The sequence below is a fragment of the Streptomyces sp. NBC_00466 genome (assembly GCF_041433995.1).
GTDB lineage: Bacteria > Actinomycetota > Actinomycetes > Streptomycetales > Streptomycetaceae > Streptomyces.
Genome location: NZ_CP107896.1, coordinates 2,971,562 through 2,987,671, shown reverse-complemented (window position 1 = coordinate 2,987,671; position 16,110 = coordinate 2,971,562). Strand labels below are relative to the sequence as shown.

The 16,110-nt window shown below is 69.9% G+C and carries 16 protein-coding genes; 11 read left to right on the top strand and 5 right to left on the bottom strand.

Features of this window, described 5'->3' with window-relative positions:
* Nucleotides 1-264 precede the first annotated feature (264 nt).
* Nucleotides 265-759: a DUF5949 family protein gene (locus OG210_RS13145; RefSeq protein WP_328329365.1), complete on the top strand. Its 495-nt coding sequence runs from the start codon at nt 265-267 to the stop codon at nt 757-759.
* A gap of 131 nt (nt 760-890) precedes the next feature.
* On the opposite strand, the gene OG210_RS13140 is transcribed toward OG210_RS13145, so the two are convergent.
* Nucleotides 891-2,180: a cytochrome P450 gene (locus OG210_RS13140; RefSeq protein WP_328329367.1), complete on the bottom strand. Its 1,290-nt coding sequence runs from the start codon at nt 2,178-2,180 to the stop codon at nt 891-893.
* 315 nt (nt 2,181-2,495) lie between these two features.
* Here OG210_RS13140 and OG210_RS13135 point away from each other — a divergent pair, with 315 nt between their 5' ends.
* Together OG210_RS13135 and OG210_RS13130 are read left to right on the top strand one after the other, a co-directional pair.
* Nucleotides 2,496-3,008 carry a tyrosinase cofactor gene (locus OG210_RS13135; RefSeq protein WP_328329368.1) on the top strand — a complete coding sequence of 171 codons (513 nt, stop codon included), beginning with the start codon at nt 2,496-2,498 and terminating at the stop codon, nt 3,006-3,008.
* 18 nt (nt 3,009-3,026) lie between these two features.
* On the top strand, nt 3,027-3,887 hold the full coding sequence (locus tag OG210_RS13130; protein WP_328329369.1) for a tyrosinase family protein: 861 nt from the start codon (nt 3,027-3,029) through the stop codon (nt 3,885-3,887).
* Nucleotides 3,888-4,038: 151 nt separating this feature from the next.
* Here the strand turns inward: OG210_RS13130 and OG210_RS13125 are convergent, their stop codons facing one another.
* Entirely contained in the window at nt 4,039-4,320 is a 282-nt protein-coding gene (locus OG210_RS13125; protein WP_328329371.1) for a chaplin, read from the bottom strand.
* A gap of 430 nt (nt 4,321-4,750) precedes the next feature.
* Here OG210_RS13125 and dnaK point away from each other — a divergent pair, with 430 nt between their 5' ends.
* The 4 genes from dnaK to OG210_RS13105 all read left to right on the top strand — a co-directional run bounded on the left by dnaK (nt 4,751) and on the right by OG210_RS13105 (nt 9,021).
* Complete coding sequence (gene dnaK, locus OG210_RS13120; RefSeq protein WP_328318717.1) at nt 4,751-6,613, top strand: molecular chaperone DnaK; 1,863 nt, start codon at nt 4,751-4,753, stop codon at nt 6,611-6,613.
* Nucleotides 6,610-7,281, top strand: a complete 672-nt coding sequence (grpE, locus tag OG210_RS13115) for a nucleotide exchange factor GrpE (RefSeq protein WP_328329373.1) — start codon at nt 6,610-6,612, stop codon at nt 7,279-7,281. Before dnaK ends, grpE begins: the two co-directional genes overlap by 4 nt.
* Nucleotides 7,282-7,355: 74 nt before the next feature.
* A complete protein-coding gene (gene dnaJ, locus OG210_RS13110) occupies nt 7,356-8,552 on the top strand; it encodes a molecular chaperone DnaJ (RefSeq protein ID WP_328329375.1) in 1,197 nt (398 codons plus the stop codon).
* 1 nt (nt 8,553) lies between these two features.
* Nucleotides 8,554-9,021, top strand: coding sequence for a heat shock protein transcriptional repressor HspR (locus OG210_RS13105; RefSeq protein ID WP_328329377.1), 468 nt, complete (start codon nt 8,554-8,556; stop codon nt 9,019-9,021).
* A gap of 116 nt (nt 9,022-9,137) precedes the next feature.
* Here the strand turns inward: OG210_RS13105 and OG210_RS13100 are convergent, their stop codons facing one another.
* Nucleotides 9,138-10,094 carry a helix-turn-helix transcriptional regulator gene (locus tag OG210_RS13100; RefSeq protein ID WP_371536513.1) on the bottom strand — a complete coding sequence of 319 codons (957 nt, stop codon included), beginning with the start codon at nt 10,092-10,094 and terminating at the stop codon, nt 9,138-9,140.
* Between the two features lie 151 nt (nt 10,095-10,245).
* Here OG210_RS13100 and OG210_RS13095 point away from each other — a divergent pair, with 151 nt between their 5' ends.
* Together OG210_RS13095 and OG210_RS13090 are read left to right on the top strand one after the other, a co-directional pair.
* Complete coding sequence (locus OG210_RS13095) at nt 10,246-10,446, top strand: hypothetical protein (RefSeq protein ID WP_328329381.1); 201 nt, start codon at nt 10,246-10,248, stop codon at nt 10,444-10,446.
* Nucleotides 10,443-10,772, top strand: coding sequence for a (2Fe-2S)-binding protein (locus tag OG210_RS13090; RefSeq protein WP_328329383.1), 330 nt, complete (start codon nt 10,443-10,445; stop codon nt 10,770-10,772). The genes OG210_RS13095 and OG210_RS13090 overlap by 4 nt, the downstream gene beginning before the upstream one ends.
* A gap of 111 nt (nt 10,773-10,883) precedes the next feature.
* Here OG210_RS13090 and OG210_RS13085 read toward each other — a convergent pair whose 3' ends face one another.
* Nucleotides 10,884-11,288 carry a TIGR03618 family F420-dependent PPOX class oxidoreductase gene (locus OG210_RS13085; RefSeq protein ID WP_328329385.1) on the bottom strand — a complete coding sequence of 135 codons (405 nt, stop codon included), beginning with the start codon at nt 11,286-11,288 and terminating at the stop codon, nt 10,884-10,886.
* 285 nt (nt 11,289-11,573) lie between these two features.
* Here OG210_RS13085 and clpB point away from each other — a divergent pair, with 285 nt between their 5' ends.
* Nucleotides 11,574-14,195 (top strand): ATP-dependent chaperone ClpB, encoded by a 2,622-nt coding sequence (clpB, locus tag OG210_RS13080; protein ID WP_371536509.1) that lies wholly within the window; start codon nt 11,574-11,576, stop codon nt 14,193-14,195.
* 133 nt (nt 14,196-14,328) lie between these two features.
* Nucleotides 14,329-14,865 carry a YbjN domain-containing protein gene (locus OG210_RS13075; protein ID WP_328329389.1) on the top strand — a complete coding sequence of 179 codons (537 nt, stop codon included), beginning with the start codon at nt 14,329-14,331 and terminating at the stop codon, nt 14,863-14,865.
* A gap of 57 nt (nt 14,866-14,922) precedes the next feature.
* Here the strand turns inward: OG210_RS13075 and OG210_RS13070 are convergent, their stop codons facing one another.
* Complete coding sequence (locus OG210_RS13070) at nt 14,923-15,966, bottom strand: hypothetical protein (protein WP_328329390.1); 1,044 nt, start codon at nt 15,964-15,966, stop codon at nt 14,923-14,925.
* Nucleotides 15,967-16,110: the final 144 nt, after the last annotated feature.

Here is a 16,110-nt window from a genome sequence, read left to right as displayed (position 1 = left end):
GAAGGTGACGGACCCCGCGGACTCATGAGCGATTGGTCAAACCGTCCACCCGACGGGCCGCACGGGCGCGCTGCGCTGGGCCATCGGGGCGGTCCGTGACCCCCAGTCAGCTCCATCCAGGTGAACAACGCGACGTCCCGCCAGGGCCCGGGCAGTCCGGCTTCCGCGGCCGTACGCCCTGACTGATGGTTTGCGGCGCCCGGTTCAGCCGTCCGGGTGAACGGCCACCGTGGGCGTCCCGGCCCGCCACTAGGGTGCCGAGCCATGACCGCATCCCACACCGCCACAAGCAGTGTCCAGCGCGACCATTTGGGCACCCTGTCCGTGCTCGCCTGGTCCGGCGACCCCGAAACGAACAACACGCCCTATCTGCTGGCCTATTCACTCGGTGACGGCAAGGACGGTGCCGAGGCGGGCGAGGCCGCCGTACGCACGCTCTTCGGCGAGCTCGGCATCCCGCTGGGCAGCTCGCTGGCCGACGGATCCCGGCCCGGCTTCCCGGTCAGGCTGCTCGTCGAGGGCGGCCAGGCCGCCGTCAACATGCCGTATCTGAGCGCCCAGTGCCCGGTCCCGGCGGAGTGGCTCCGGGCGGTGGCCGAACGCGGCGAGGTGCACTTCATGTTCGCGACCAAGCCGTGGCCGGATGCCGTGCCGGGCAGGCCCGTGTCCGAGGAGGTCCTCAGCGCCTTCGTCGGCGACGAGGCCATGCTCTCCACCGCCGCACACTGCATGCTGCCGGTCACCCAGCTGCGGAAGTAGCCCGCGGCCGCCCGGGGACCGGCAGTGCGGGGCGGGGCCGGGGACGTACGTGTCCCCGGCCCCGCCCCGCTGTCACATGGCGCTCCGCGACCCGCCGGCTGTCCACATGGGCCAGACCGTGAAGACCGGTCTCACTGCGCGGGCGGGTCGAAGGCGAACCGCAGCGCCCGCACCCTGTTGTCGAAGTTCGAGCCGGCCAGCTCCGGCAGGCCCACCGCGCGGAGCGCCACCGGACGGCTCAGCAGCTCCCGGAAGAGCGCCTTGATCTCCTGCCGCGCCAGGTGCGAGCCCAGGCAGAAGTGCGGACCGCCGCCGCCGTACCCCAGATGCGGGTTGGGGCTGCGGGTGATGTCGAAGGCGTCCGGGTCGGTGAAGACCGCCTCGTCGCGGTTGGCCGACGCGTAGTAGAGGACCACCTTGTCGCCCGGCCGGAAGAGGTGCCCGCCCAGCTCGTACTCGGTCCGTACCGTCCTGCGGAACTGGATGATCGGCGTCGAGTGCCGTACGACCTCGTCGACCGCCCCGTCGGCGTACCGCTCGAAGTCCGATGTGAGCAGGGCCCGCTGCTCCGGGTTCTCGGTCAGCAGCGCCAGCGCGTGGGTGATCGCGTTCCGGGTGGTCTCCACCCCGGCCACCATCAGCAGCGAGAAGAACGAGCCCAGGCTGCGGGCGCCGAGGCCCTGCCCGTCGACATCGGCGCGCACCAGCGCGGAGATCAGGTCACCGGTGGGCCGGCGCCGCCGCTCGCGGCCGAGCGCCGCCATCATCAGATGCATCCGGGCCAGCGCCCGCAGCCCGCGCCCGGGGTCGCGCAGCCGGGCGCCGATGCCGCGCTTCACGCCCGCGTTCTCCGACGCGTGGTCGACCCGGCCCGCGATGTCGGCGCGGTAGCGCTCCGGGATGCCCATGAGGTTGCAGATGACCTCGAACGGCATCCGCGACGCGACCGACGCCACGAACTCACCGGGCCGCTGCGCGATCATGTCGTCCACGACGCGCCCGGCGACCCGGCGGATGTCCTCTTCGGCGGCGGCGAGCAGCCGCGGCGTGAAGGCCCGGGAGACCACCCGGCGGAGCTGGGTGTGGTGCGGGGCGTCCAGGTTGACCATGGACTCGCCGAACAGGAACCTGACCCAGCGGGCGGGCTCCGGAGTGGTGACGCCGGGGGCGCTGGCGAACACCTCGGGCAGCCGGCTGGCCCGCACCACGTCGGCGTGGCTGACCAGCGCGTAGAACCCCTGCTCGGGCCGGTGCCAGGTGGCGGGACGCTCGACGAAGTACGCCGGCCGGTCCAGCTTGCGGAGCGCGGCGAACGCGTCCAGCCGTGCGGCGCGGGGCAGTTGCCAGAACGACGGGTCCGCGAGATCCGCCTCCGCCGGGTGAAGCGTGTGCCGCGTGGCCGACTGTGCCGGGACGCTCATCCGTCGATGTCCTTCCCCCGGGCCGAACGGCCCTGGTCCGGCGGTCATCGTGGCGCATCCACCGCGGTGCGGACTGCCCCTTGCCGGGCCGGGGCGGGCAAGTTCCCGCCCCGGCGCGGGACATTCCCCCCGTACGGCCGAACGGCCGCCGGTCCGGGAGCAGCGGAGTGAGCCGGAACGGCTGGTCGGCGCGCCGGTGCGGTCACTTGTCTGAAGAACTGTTTCCTCGTGCCGTCGTTGTCACCGAGGCGCGGCCCGACGCGCATCAGGCGCGGCGGACCGCCCTGACCAGCGGGGTGAATCGGAGGAGCCAGCATGAGAACGTCCACGCGCGGCACGGCGGGGAGGGAGCGGCGGGGATGGCGAGGACAGCCCGGACAGGCAGGACCGGCCGACCCGACGGAGCGGCCGGGGCCCCTGAACCGGCCGGGGCCGGAGCTGCTGTCCCGCCGCGGTGCGCTGCGCGCCCTGTTCGTGGCGGGTGCGGTCGGCGGTACGGCGGTGGCGCTGGCCCCGATCGTGCGGTCCGCCGCCACGGACCGCGAGAGTGACGACGGGAAGGGCAACCCGTCGAGGCCGCCGCAGGAGCCGCGGGACGTGTTCGACGAGGTGTACCGGGGCCGGCGCATCCGGGGCGGCACGGTGGGCCACGAAACCGAGGTGACCGTGGACGGCAGGCCGCTGCACCTCATGCGGCGGGCCGACGGCAGCTATCTCAGCATGGTCGACCACTACGAGTCGTACCCGACGCCCCTTGAGGCGGCGCGCGCCGCGGTCGACGAACTGGGCATGGCACAGCTGTCGTTGAGATCCATTCCGCAACTCTGACCGGGGAGGTTCTGATCCGTGTACACCCGCAAGAACCAGAAGAACCTCACGGCCTCCGAGAAGAGGCGGTTCGTCTCGGCCGTCCTGGCGGTCAAGCGCTCCGGCCAGTACGACGACTTCGTCAGGACGCACGGCGAGTACTACGTGCCGGACGGCTCGCGGGGGAAGCGGGTCGCCCATATGGCGCCCACCTTCTTCCCCTGGCACCGGCGCTTCGTGCTGGAATTCGAGCGCGCTCTCCAGGCGGTCGACCCCAGTGTCACCGTGCCCTACTGGGACTGGACGGTCGACAACACCCCGGCCGCCGGGCTCTGGGGCCACGATTTCCTCGGCGGCGACGGCCGGAGCTCCGACCAGCAGGTGATGACCGGGCCCTTCGCACACCGCGAGGGGAACTGGGAGATCAGTGTCGGTGTGACCGAGAACCGGTTCCTGACCCGCAACTTCGGCCGCCCCGCCCGCCCCGTGTCGCTGCCGAGCCGGGCCGATCTGGCCCGCGCGATGAGGGAGCCGCTGTACGACGCGGCCCCGTGGGACTCCACCGTGCCGAACGGGTTCCGCAACACCTTCGAGGGCTGGTCGGTCGGCGACGGCCCGCCCTGGCGCAACCACAACCTGGTGCACCGCTGGGTGGGCGGCGCGATGAACACATCGACCTCGCCCAACGACCCGGTCTTCTGGCTGCACCACTCCTTCTGCGACCTGGTGTGGGACCGCTGGCAGAAGGCGCATCCGCACGCCGGGTTCGTCCCCGCCAGGAAGCTCGCTCCGGGCGATCCGCAGAGCGGCCGGATCTTCAGCCTGGACGAGCCGATGGAGCCGTGGGGCGTCAGACCGTCGTCGCTGCTGAGCCACGCGTCGATCTATCGGTACGCCTGAGATCTGCCGGACGTCTGAGACTGCCGGTACGCCTGAGACTTCGGTACGTACCGGACACACCTGCGGCCACCCCCTCCGAGGGGGTGGCCGCAGGTCGCGGGAGGCGCTGCCTCCCGCCGTTTCAGCTGGGTCGGACCGGCGGGCCGGTCTCTCAGTTGCCGTAGCCGTCGTGGCCGTGGTCGTGGTGGTCCTGGTCGGCGTTGACGCAGGTGTTGCCGAACGCCGGGTTCAGCAGACCGACGACGTTGACGGTGTTGCCGCAGAGGTTCACCGGGACGTGCACCGGGACCTGGATTTCGTTGCCGGAGACGACACCCGGGGAGCCGACAGCGGCACCGTGGGCTCCGGCGTCGGCGGCGGCCAGACCGGCGGAGCCGGCCAGGACGGCGCCGGTGCCCGCGAGTACGGCAGCGGCCTTCGCGATACGCGACATTGCGTTCTCCTTGGAACATTGGAACAGGAACATTCAGGGTCAGCCGCAGTGATTCACGGTCTGACGTGTCGTTCAACGCCGCAGCGCACCGGCGGTAACGGATGACGATCAAAGTCGCCGGGGTTCGGAGGCAGGCCCGGCGGTCGCCGCGGAAGAGGGATCGGGCCGGGCGATGACCTATTCGGGGCGATAGGCTCATTCGTGGCATCTGCCGTGCCGTCCGCGGCGCCGTACTTCTCCGTACTGGCCGGCGCCGGGCCTCCGCGAACCCCGGCCGAACCCGGCCGCACCCCCTCCCACCAGGGCTTCTCCTGCATTGCGCATAAGGCCGGGATAAAAGTTGAGTGGCCTCGACTCAGGTCGGTTGACTCCACAGGATCTGTCGTGCACTCTTGAGCCAGTTCCACTCAAGTCAGCTGGAGGATTCACCATGGCACGTGCGGTCGGCATCGACCTGGGCACGACTAACTCCGTCGTCAGCGTTCTCGAAGGCGGCGAGCCCACCGTCATCACCAACGCCGAAGGCGCCAGGACCACGCCGTCCGTCGTCGCCTTCGCCAAGAACGGCGAGGTGCTCGTCGGCGAGGTCGCCAAGCGCCAGGCAGTCACGAACGTCGACAGGACCATCCGGTCGGTCAAGCGCCACATGGGCACCGACTGGAAGATCGACCTGGACGGCAAGAGCTTCAACCCGCAGCAGATGAGCGCCTTCATCCTGCAGAAGCTGAAGCGTGACGCCGAGTCGTACCTGGGGGAGAAGGTCACCGACGCGGTGATCACTGTCCCGGCGTACTTCAACGACTCCGAGCGCCAGGCGACGAAGGAGGCCGGCGAGATCGCGGGTCTGAACGTCCTGCGCATCGTCAACGAGCCGACGGCCGCCGCTCTGGCGTACGGGCTCGACAAGGACGACCAGACCATCCTCGTCTTCGACCTCGGCGGCGGCACCTTCGACGTGTCGCTCCTGGAGATCGGTGACGGCGTGGTCGAGGTCAAGGCCACCAACGGTGACAACCACCTCGGTGGTGACGACTGGGACCAGCGCGTCGTCGACTACCTGGTGAAGCAGTTCGCCAACGGTCACGGCGTGGACCTGGCCAAGGACAAGATGGCTCTCCAGCGTCTCCGCGAGGCCGCGGAGAAGGCGAAGATCGAGCTGTCGTCCTCGACGGAGACCACGATCAACCTGCCGTACATCACGGCGTCGGCCGAGGGCCCGCTGCACCTGGACGAGAAGCTCACGCGCTCGCAGTTCCAGCAGCTCACCGCCGATCTGCTGGACCGCTGCAAGAGCCCCTTCCACAACGTCATCAAGGACGCGGGCATCCAGCTCTCCGAGATCGACCACGTCGTTCTCGTCGGTGGCTCGACCCGTATGCCGGCCGTCGCGGAGCTCGTCAAGGAGCTCACCGGTGGCCAGGACGCCAACAAGGGTGTGAACCCGGACGAGGTCGTCGCGATCGGCGCCTCGCTCCAGGCCGGTGTCCTCAAGGGCGAGGTCAAGGACGTCCTGCTCCTCGACGTGACGCCGCTGTCCCTCGGTATCGAGACCAAGGGAGGGATCATGACGAAGCTCATCGAGCGCAACACCACGATCCCGACCAAGCGTTCCGAGATCTTCACGACGGCCGAGGACAACCAGCCGTCCGTGCAGATCCAGGTCTACCAGGGCGAGCGCGAGATCGCGGCGTACAACAAGAAGCTCGGGATGTTCGAGCTGACCGGTCTGCCGCCGGCCCCGCGCGGTGTGCCGCAGATCGAGGTCGCCTTCGACATCGACGCCAACGGCATCATGCACGTCGCTGCCAAGGACCTCGGCACCGGCAAGGAGCAGAAGATGACCGTCACCGGTGGCTCCTCGCTGCCGAAGGACGAGGTCAACCGGATGCGCGAAGAGGCCGAGCAGTACGCGGACGAGGACCACAAGCGCCGCGAGGCCGCCGAGTCGCGCAACCAGGGCGAGCAGCTCGTCTACCAGACCGAGAAGTTCCTCAAGGACAACGAGGACAAGGTCCCGGGCGACGTCAAGACCGAGGTCGAGGAGGCCCTCACCGAGCTGAAGGAGAAGCTCAAGGGTGAGGACACCGCCGAGATCCGTACGGCCACCGAGAAGGTCGCCGCGGTTTCGCAGAAGCTCGGCCAGGCGATGTACGCGAACGCCGATGGCGCCGCTGCCGCCGGCGGTGCGCCGGGTGCCGAGGGCACCGAGCAGGCCACCGAGGCTCCTGACGACGTGGTCGACGCCGAGATCGTGGACGACGAGAAGGACGGCCGTCAGGGAGGCGCCGCATGACGGAGGAGACTCCGGGCTTCGAGGAGGAGCCCGACGTCCCCTCCGGCGCGACCTCCGAAGACGCCGCGTCGAAGGCCGCCGGGCCCGACTCCGGGAAGGAGTCGGAGCCGGCGGCCCCGGCAGGGGACGCACAGAACGGCCAGAACGGTCAGGACGGTCAGGACATCGCCCTCACCGCCCAGCTGGACCAGGTCCGCACCGCGCTCAGCGAGCGCACCGGGGACCTCCAGCGGCTCCAGGCGGAGTACCAGAACTACCGCCGCCGGGTGGAGCGGGACCGGGTCCAGGTCAAGGAGGTCGCCATCGCGGCCCTCCTGTCCGAACTCCTCCCGACCCTCGACGACATCGGCCGCGCCCGGGAGCACGGCGAGCTGGTCGGCGGCTTCAAGTCGGTGGCCGAGTCGCTGGAGACGGTAGCGGCGAAGATGGGCCTCCAGCAGTTCGGCAAGGAGGGCGAGCCCTTCGACCCGACGATCCACGAGGCCCTGATGCACTCGTACGCGCCCGACATCACCGAGGACACGTGCGTGGCGATCCTGCAGCCGGGGTACCGGTTCGGCGAGCGCACCATCCGTCCCGCGCGGGTAGCGGTGGCCGAGCCCCAGCCGGGCGCGCAGGCCAAGGACGACGCGCAGGACGAGGAGAGCGGTGGCCCGGACGAGGGCTGACATCAGTGACGAGGACTGACATCAGTAAGGGCTGGCATCAGTATCAGTAGCGACCGGAAGGAGGGACGTCGGGGATGAGCACCAAGGACTTCGTCGAGAAGGACTACTACAAGGTTCTCGGCGTCCCGAAGGACGCCACCGAGGCCGAGATCAAGAAGGCGTACCGGAAGCTCGCCCGCGAGCTGCACCCGGACGCCAACAAGAGTGACGCCAAGGCCGAAGAGCGGTTCAAGGCGGTCTCCGAGGCGAACGACGTCCTCGGCGACCCCAAGAAGCGCAAGGAGTACGACGAAGCGCGTGCTCTCTTCGGCAACGGCGGCTACCGGCCAGGGCCCGGCGCCGGCGGCGGCTCCTTCAACTTCGACCTGGGGGACCTCTTCGGAGGCACCCCGGGCGGGGGAACGGGGCAGCCGGGCGGCGGCGCGGGCGGTTTCGGCGGCGGACTCGGGGACGTGTTCGGCGGGCTGTTCAACCGGGGCGGCGGTCCCGGTACCACCCGCACCCAGCCGCGCCGCGGCCAGGACATCGAGTCCGAGGTGACGCTCAGCTTCACCGAGGCGGTCGACGGGGCCACGGTCCCGCTGCGGATGTCCAGCCAGGCGCCGTGCAAGGCCTGTTCGGGAACCGGCGACAAGAACGGCACCCCCCGGGTCTGCCCGACCTGTGTCGGCACCGGTCAGGTCTCGCGCGGCAGCGGCGGCGGTTTCTCACTGACCGATCCGTGTGTGGACTGCAAGGGCCGCGGGCTCATCGCCCAGGACCCCTGCGACGTCTGCAAGGGCTCCGGGCGGGCCAAGTCCTCCCGGACCATGCAGGTCCGGATCCCGGCCGGGGTCTCCGACGGCCAGCGGATCAGGCTGCGCGGCAAGGGCACCCCGGGCGAGCAGGGCGGCCCGGCCGGTGACCTCTATGTGATCGTCCATGTCGACGCCCACCCGGTCTTCGGCCGCAGGGGCGACAACCTCACCATCACCGTGCCCGTCGCCTTCACGGAGGCGGCACTCGGCGGCGAGGTCAAGGTACCGACGCTCGGCGGGCCCCCGGTCACGCTGAAACTGCCCGCGGGTACGCCCAACGGCCGTACGATGCGGGCCCGGGGCAAGGGCGCCGTACGCAAGGACGGCACCCGGGGGGACCTGCTGGTCACCGTCGAGGTCGCCGTACCGGCGGATCTCAGCGACAAGGCACGTGAGTCGCTGGAGACGTACCGCGACGCGACCGCGGGGCAGGACCCGCGCGCGGAGCTCTTCCAGGCCGTGAAGGGAGCTTGAGATGAATGGCCGCCGAGGACGCCGTGACCCTGCCATGGGTTACGAACTGACCGACGAGACCCCCGTGTACGTCATCTCGGTCGCCGCTCAGCTCTCCGGCCTGCATCCGCAGACCCTGCGCCAGTACGACCGTCTCGGCCTGGTCTCACCGGGCCGGACGGCCGGCCGGGGCAGGCGGTACTCGGCCCAGGACATCGAACTGCTCCGTACGGTGCAGCAGCTGTCCCAGGACGAGGGCATCAACCTCGCGGGCATCAAACGCATCATCGAGCTGGAGCATCAGGTCGCCGCGCTCCAGGCCAGGGTCGCCGAGCTCTCGGCGACGGTGGACGGCGCGGCGGTGGCCATGCAGCAGCGCGAGGCACAGGTCCACGCCTCGTACCGGCGCGACCTGGTCCCGTACCAGGACGTCCAGCAGACCAGCGCACTGGTGGTCTGGCGGCCCCGGCCGAAGCGGTCGCCGGAGTAACCGGAGTAGCGGGCGTAACAAGCACGATCACGAACGCGGAGGCGGCCCACCGGCACTGCTGGTGGGCCGCCTTGCGTGTTTCCGGGTCCGGGTCCGGGGTCGGTTTCGGGCCCGGATCACGGTTCGAGGATGCCGGACTGCGCGATCAGGTAGCCGAGTTGGGCGCGGCTGCTGCTGCCGAGTGCCGAGCTGAGTTTCGCTATGTGCGCACGGCAGGTGCGGACGTTCATCCCGAGCCGGCGGGCGATGGCCTCGTCGACGTGCCCCTCGACGAGCAACTGGGCTATGGACAGGCGTACGCCGGATACCCCTTCGGGGCCGGGGTCGTACGGGCTCTGATCCTGGAGTGGCACGCCACGTCTCCAGAACTGCTCGAAGACCTTGACGAGGTACTCGACCATGCCCGGATGGCGCAGCTCCAGCGCGATCTGGCGGTCATCGGTGGCCGGAATGAACGCCACGGTGTGGTCGAAGATCATCAAGCGCTCTATGAGCTCTTCGAGCGTGCGGATCTCCACCTTGCCGTCGGCGACGAGGTCCACGTACGCCAGCGTGCCGCGGCTGTGCCTGACCGTGTGCTGGTACAGCGTGCGCATGCTGATGCCGCGGTCGAGCAGGGGCCTGCCTCGCTCCAGGGCCTGAGTGAGTTCGTGCTCGCTGCGGGCGCCCCCCGGCTGGATCGTCAGCACTTCTGTCTGGCACGCCGCGGTGGCGAGATCGAGCGCCGCGTTGATCCTTCCGAACCCCTCCAGCACGGTGATGGCGTGAGTGGGCGGCGGATTCTGCGCGCTGATGGTCATGAACGGCTCGAAAGTGTCGGTCAGTTCCACAGACCGTCGTCTACGGTCCTGGATCTCCCGCTCGATCGGGTGGAGGCGCTGAGTGAGCGCGGCCGACGGCGGTACGGGGCGGAGCCAGCCCGCGTCGTCGGGGTCGGGGTGGAGCAGCGCGAACTCCAGCAGGCACGGGGCGGGGCCCACCTCGCTGCGCGGGATCTTGCCGAGGCTCAGCGCGCTGGCGTAAAGCCGTGCGCCCTCGTCGCAAAGTTCCGTAATGGCGTGAGGATGTGTCATGTTTGCGTAGCTTGTGGTCAATTCTCCACCCCCCAGGAACATGAATGTGCAGGAACATGATGCATCGTCCCTGTGGCGTTGACGTGCCTGGATGGGCAATCGTCTAGGAACGCGGGGGAGAGGAACACATCAAGTGAGGACGAAGCCCACTATGAAGAAAAAGATGCTTCGCTCGGTGCTTGCGGCAGTCTTCTCCGCAACTGTGCTTTTTGGTGCAGTAAGTGCTGCAGATCTTGGGTGGGGCAGCGCGCAGGCTACTGCCGTTCCTTCCGATCTTGGCTGGGGAAGCGTGCATGCGGCGACCCCGCTCGACCTCGGCTGGGGCGCGACCACCGATTCGGCAAGCGCATGACCGTCCCACCGGACGACAGAGTCTTCCAGCGCGAGATGGCTGTCGCCTACCGCTCCGGGTGGCATTTCATCGACCTCGTCACGGCGATCCCGCACCGTGGTGACTCGTTGATGGTCACCCTGTTCGGTGAGCCGGTGGTCGTCGTACGCGAGGACGACGGTGATGATGGTGACGTCCGCGCCTACCGGTGTCTGCGCAAACCCCGGGGCGCCCCACAGCCTGTTCGCTGTGCCGTTCGCTACGGCATGGTGTTCGTGAACCTCGACCGGCGTGACCACCAGTTGTTCGACGCCGAGCCGACCACAGCTATCCCCCGCAGTGCCTGACGCGATTCCCCCGTCGTAAAAGATCGCTCAGGTGCTTCCCCCACACAGCGGCGCCACCGTGACCTGAACACGGTGGCGCCGCTGTGCTGCGTACATGGCCCCCGCCGCCGGTCAGGCGCGGCCCATCGCCCGTTCGACGGTGATCTCGATCAGGATCCGGTCCGGGTTCTCGGTCGGTGTGCGCCCGTAGCGCTCCGCGTAACGGCGCACCGCGTCGGCGATGGCGTCCGGCTCCGTACGGATCCGCGCGCGCCCCTCCAGCGTCGCCCAGCGGCCCGGTGCCACCTGGCAGACCGCGACCCGTGCGCCCTCGGGCCCCGCGGCCAGGATGTTGGCGACCTTCCGCGACTTCTTGTTGGCGATGACCCTGGCGATCCCGGCCTCCGGTTCCCACGTCACGCCGACCGGCACCAGATGCGGTGAACCGTCCGGGCGCGGGGTCGTCAACGTGCAGCGATGGAATTCGCGCCAGAAGCTGAGGTAGGGCGGATCGGGGTTCCGTGGGTCAATGGCCATGGGCGCGAACCTACCCGGCCCCCGCTGTCCCGCCGTCCGGGGTGTGGCAGAGATCCTGTCGGCCAGGGGGCGTCGGCCCTGTGCAATAGATGTTGAGTGGCATAGACTCAACTTTATGCACGTTGCCTGAGTCATCGCTAAGTCATCACTGAGTCATCACCAGGCAGACTGAGCTTTACCGCACCGAGCCTTACGCACTGAGCCTTACGCACTGGGCATGGCACACAGCCATCGCACCGAGTCACTGCAGGGACGGACCCGCCCCGCGAGGAGGAGAGCGCACACGTGGACGCCGAGCTGACCAACAAGAGCCGGGACGCGATCACCGCGGCGAACAGCCGCGCCGTGTCCGACGGCAACCCGGACCTGACCCCCGTACATCTGCTGCTCGCCCTGCTGGAGGGGCAGGACAACGAGAACGTCGTCGACCTGCTGGCCGCCGTCGATGCGGACCAGGCGGTCATCAGGTCCGGGGCCGAGCGGCTGCTCGGCGGGCTGCCCAGCGTGACCGGTTCGACGGTCGCGCCCCCGCAGCCCGACCGTGAGGTGCTCGCCGTCATCGCGGACGCGTCGAAGCGGGCCAAGGAACTGGGGGACGAGTACATCTCGACCGAGCATCTGCTCATCGGGATCGCCGCCAAGGGCGGCCACGCCGGCGAACTGCTGACGCAGCAGGGCGCCGACGCCAAGAAATTGCTGGAAGCGTTCGAGACGAGCAGGGGAGGGCGCCGGGTGACCACACCCGACCCCGAGGGTCAGTACAAGGCGCTGGAGAAGTTCGGTACGGACTTCACGGCCGCGGCACGAGACGGCAAGCTCGACCCGGTCATCGGGCGGGACCACGAGATCCGCCGGGTGGTGCAGGTGCTGTCCCGGCGCACCAAGAACAACCCGGTGCTCATCGGCGAGCCCGGCGTCGGCAAGACGGCCGTCGTGGAGGGCCTCGCCCAGCGGATCATCAAGGGCGACGTACCGGAGAGCCTCCGGAACAAGCGGCTGATCTCCCTGGACCTGGGGGCCATGGTCGCCGGTGCCAAGTACCGCGGCGAGTTCGAGGAGCGGCTGAAGTCCGTCCTGGCCGAGATCAAGGAGAGCGACGGCCAGGTCATCACCTTCATCGACGAGCTGCACACCGTCGTCGGCGCGGGCGCGGGCGGCGACTCCGCGATGGACGCGGGCAACATGCTCAAGCCGATGCTGGCCCGCGGTGAGCTGCGCATGGTCGGCGCGACGACCCTGGACGAGTACCGGGAGCGCATCGAGAAGGACGCCGCCCTGGAGCGGCGCTTCCAGCAGGTGCTGGTCGCCGAGCCCTCGGTCGAGGACACCATCGCGATCCTGCGCGGGCTCAAGGGCCGGTACGAGGCCCACCACAAGGTCCAGATCGCGGATGCGGCCCTGGTCGCCGCCGCGACTCTCTCCGACCGCTACATCACGTCCCGCTTCCTGCCCGACAAGGCCATCGACCTGGTGGACGAGGCCGCGTCCCGGCTGCGGATGGAGATCGACTCGTCCCCCGTCGAGATCGACGAGCTCCAGCGCTCCGTCGACCGGCTGCGGATGGAGGAGCTGGCCCTCAAGAACGAGTCGGACGCCGCGTCCAAGCAGCGCCTGGAGAAGCTGCGCCGCGACCTCGCCGACCGCGAGGAGGAGCTGCGCGGACTCACCGCACGCTGGGAGAAGGAGAAGGAGGGCCTCAACCGTGTCGGTGAGCTGAAGGAGCGCATCGATGAACTCCGCGGCCAGGCCGAGCGCGCCCAGCGCGACGGCGACTTCGACACCGCTTCCAAGCTGCTGTACGGAGAGATCCCCGGCCTGGAGCAGGAGCTGGAGGCGGCCACCGAGGCCGAGGAGGAGGCGGCCAAGACCGCCGACACGAAGAGCACCATGGTCAAGGAGGAGGTCGGCTCCGACGACATCGCCGATGTGGTCGGCTCCTGGACCGGCATCCCGGCCGGCCGTCTCCTGGAGGGCGAGACGCAGAAGTTGCTGCGCATGGAGGACGAGCTGGGCCGGCGCCTGATCGGCCAGACCGAAGCGGTCCGCGCCGTCTCCGACGCCGTACGCCGCACCCGCGCCGGCATCGCCGACCCCGACCGGCCCACCGGCTCGTTCCTCTTCCTGGGGCCGACCGGCGTGGGCAAGACCGAGCTGGCCAAGGCGCTCGCCGACTTCCTCTTCGACGACGAGCGGGCCATGGTCCGCATCGACATGAGCGAGTACGGCGAGAAGCACTCGGTGGCCCGGCTGGTCGGCGCGCCTCCCGGCTACGTGGGGTACGAGGAGGGCGGCCAGCTCACCGAGGCGGTGCGCAGGCGCCCGTACAGCGTGGTGCTGCTCGACGAGGTGGAGAAGGCCCACCCCGAGGTCTTCGACGTACTGCTCCAGGTCCTGGACGACGGACGCCTCACCGACGGCCAGGGCCGCACGGTGGACTTCCGCAACACCATCCTGATCCTGACCTCGAACCTGGGCAGCCAGTACCTGGTCGATCCGCTGAGCAAGCCCGAGGAGAAGAAGAAGCAGGTCATCGCCGTCGTACGGGCCTCCTTCAAGCCCGAGTTCCTCAACCGCCTCGACGACCTGGTGGTCTTCTCCGCGCTGTCGGGCGACGAGCTGGCGCACATCGCGGGTCTCCAGATCGACCGCCTGGCCGCGCGCCTCGCCGACCGGCGGCTGACCCTGGACGTCACCCCCGAGGCACTGGCCTGGCTGGCTGAGGAGGGCAACGACCCGGCGTACGGCGCCCGGCCGCTGCGCAGGCTGATCCAGACGGCGATCGGCGACCGGCTCGCGAAGGAGATCCTCGCGGGCGAGGTCACCGACGGCGATACGGTCCGGGTCGACCGGGTCGGCGACGGGCTGATCGTGGGGCGCGCGGAGTCCGCGGCCGAGCGGGTGGGCTGACACCGGTCGGCCCATCGGGGGGTGGTCGGGCTAAGCCGGGAGCGGATACTGGCCGATAGTGCGGGGCGGGGGTTGCCACGCCCCGCCCGCCATGGGAGAGGATGGCGGAACTCGTACGAAGGGCAATTCAAAGATGACCATCGACCCGTCCTCCATTCCGAACTTCGGGGGCCAGCCCGATCCGCAGGATTCAGGACCGGCGGGCCCCGTCGTTCCCGACCAGGATCTGGTCAAGCAGCTCCTTGAGCAGATGGAGCTGAAGTACGTCCTGGACGACGAGGGCGACCTCGCCGCGCCGTGGGAGGAATTCCGCACGTACTTCATGTTCCGCGGTGAGGACGACCAGCAGGTCTTCTCGGTGCGGACGTTCTACGACCGCCCGCACGGCATCGAGGAGAAGATCCAGCTCCTGGAGCTGATCGACGACTGGAACCGCCGCACGCTGTGGCCCAAGGTCTACACGCACACCCACGACGACGGCAGCGTCCGGCTCATCGGTGAGGCGCAGATGCTCATCGGCACCGGCGTGGCCCTGGAGCACTTCGTGTCGTCCACGGTCAGCTGGGTCCGCGCCTCGATCGAGTTCGACAAGTGGCTCGTCGACCAGCTCGGTCTTGAGCAGGACCTGGAGTCCGGCAAGGGCGACGACGAGCCGGGCGACGACGCCTGAGCGGAGCCTGTGCTCTGGCGGAGTCCGTGTCTTGAGCGGAGTCGCCTCGAACGGCCCTCACAGCGGCACGTCCGCGTCCGTCAGGAGATAGGCGCCGTAGCCGAGCGACAGCCCGGCCAGGACGGTGATCACCACGATCACCGTCCTGGGCCGGGCTTTCGCCATGGCCCACGCCACCGGGAGCAGCAGCGGGAAGGCGGGCAGCAGGAAGCGCGGTCTGCACTCGAAGAACCCGCTGTCGCCCGCGACCACCAGCAGCAGCGCGCCCGTGTACACGAGCACCGGCAGGGGCGGCCGGCCGCGGTCCCGCAGAAGCCGCACGAAGAGCACCGCGGCGATCCCCACGAGCGCCACGCTGACCAGCACCGCCGGGGGCCGCTCACCCAGCGCGATCTGCTCCAGGAGCGGCGGCCATCCCGCGCCGAAGTCGAACCGGGACCCCCAGCCGTCCTGCACGGTGAAGTACCCGCCGAGCAGATCGCCGGTGCGCGCCCCGGCCCACAGGACGTACCCGGCCCAGCCGAGCGGTGCGATCACCGCCGCGGCGCGGACCCTCCGGTGTGCGCGGCCCCGGACCATCTCGTACAGCGCGGCGACGCACACCGCCGCCGCCACCGCGTACCCGTTGGGCCGGGTGAGCCCCGCGCCGACGGCCAGCGCCGCGGCCCACAGCCACCGCCCGGTCAGCAACGCGTAGAGCGACCAGGCGGCGAACGCCGTGAGCAGCGGCTCGGTGTACGCCATCGACAGCACGACGGAGTGCGGCAGCAGCGCCCACAGCAGCACCAGCAGAGCCGCCACGCGGCGCCCGTACAGACGCTCGCCCACCGCGTGGATCCCACAGGCGGCCAGCGCGGCCGAGGCCCAGGAGACCAGCAGCCCGGCGCCGCCTCCGGTGATCCCCAGCACGGTGGAGGCAGCCGCCACGAGGCCCGGGTAGAGCGGAAAGAAGGCCAGGTCGCTGAAGACCCGCCCGTTGGGCCCGAGAACCGTGTGGCCGTAGCCGTGCGCGGCGATCGAGCTGTACCAGCGGGAGTCCCAGGAGTACCCGAGCAGCGCCACCGGGTCCCGCCCCTCGTACGAGGTCCAGAGGGCCAGCACCGCGAGCCCGGCCAGCCGTACGGCGAGGAAGAGCGCGACGGCCGGGGCGGCCCGGCGCAGCAGAGCGGCGCCCCCGGGGAGGGGCGCCGCATCCGGGGCGGCGCGAGCTGGGGAGAGGGGTGGGGAGAGGGGTGGGGAGGGAGC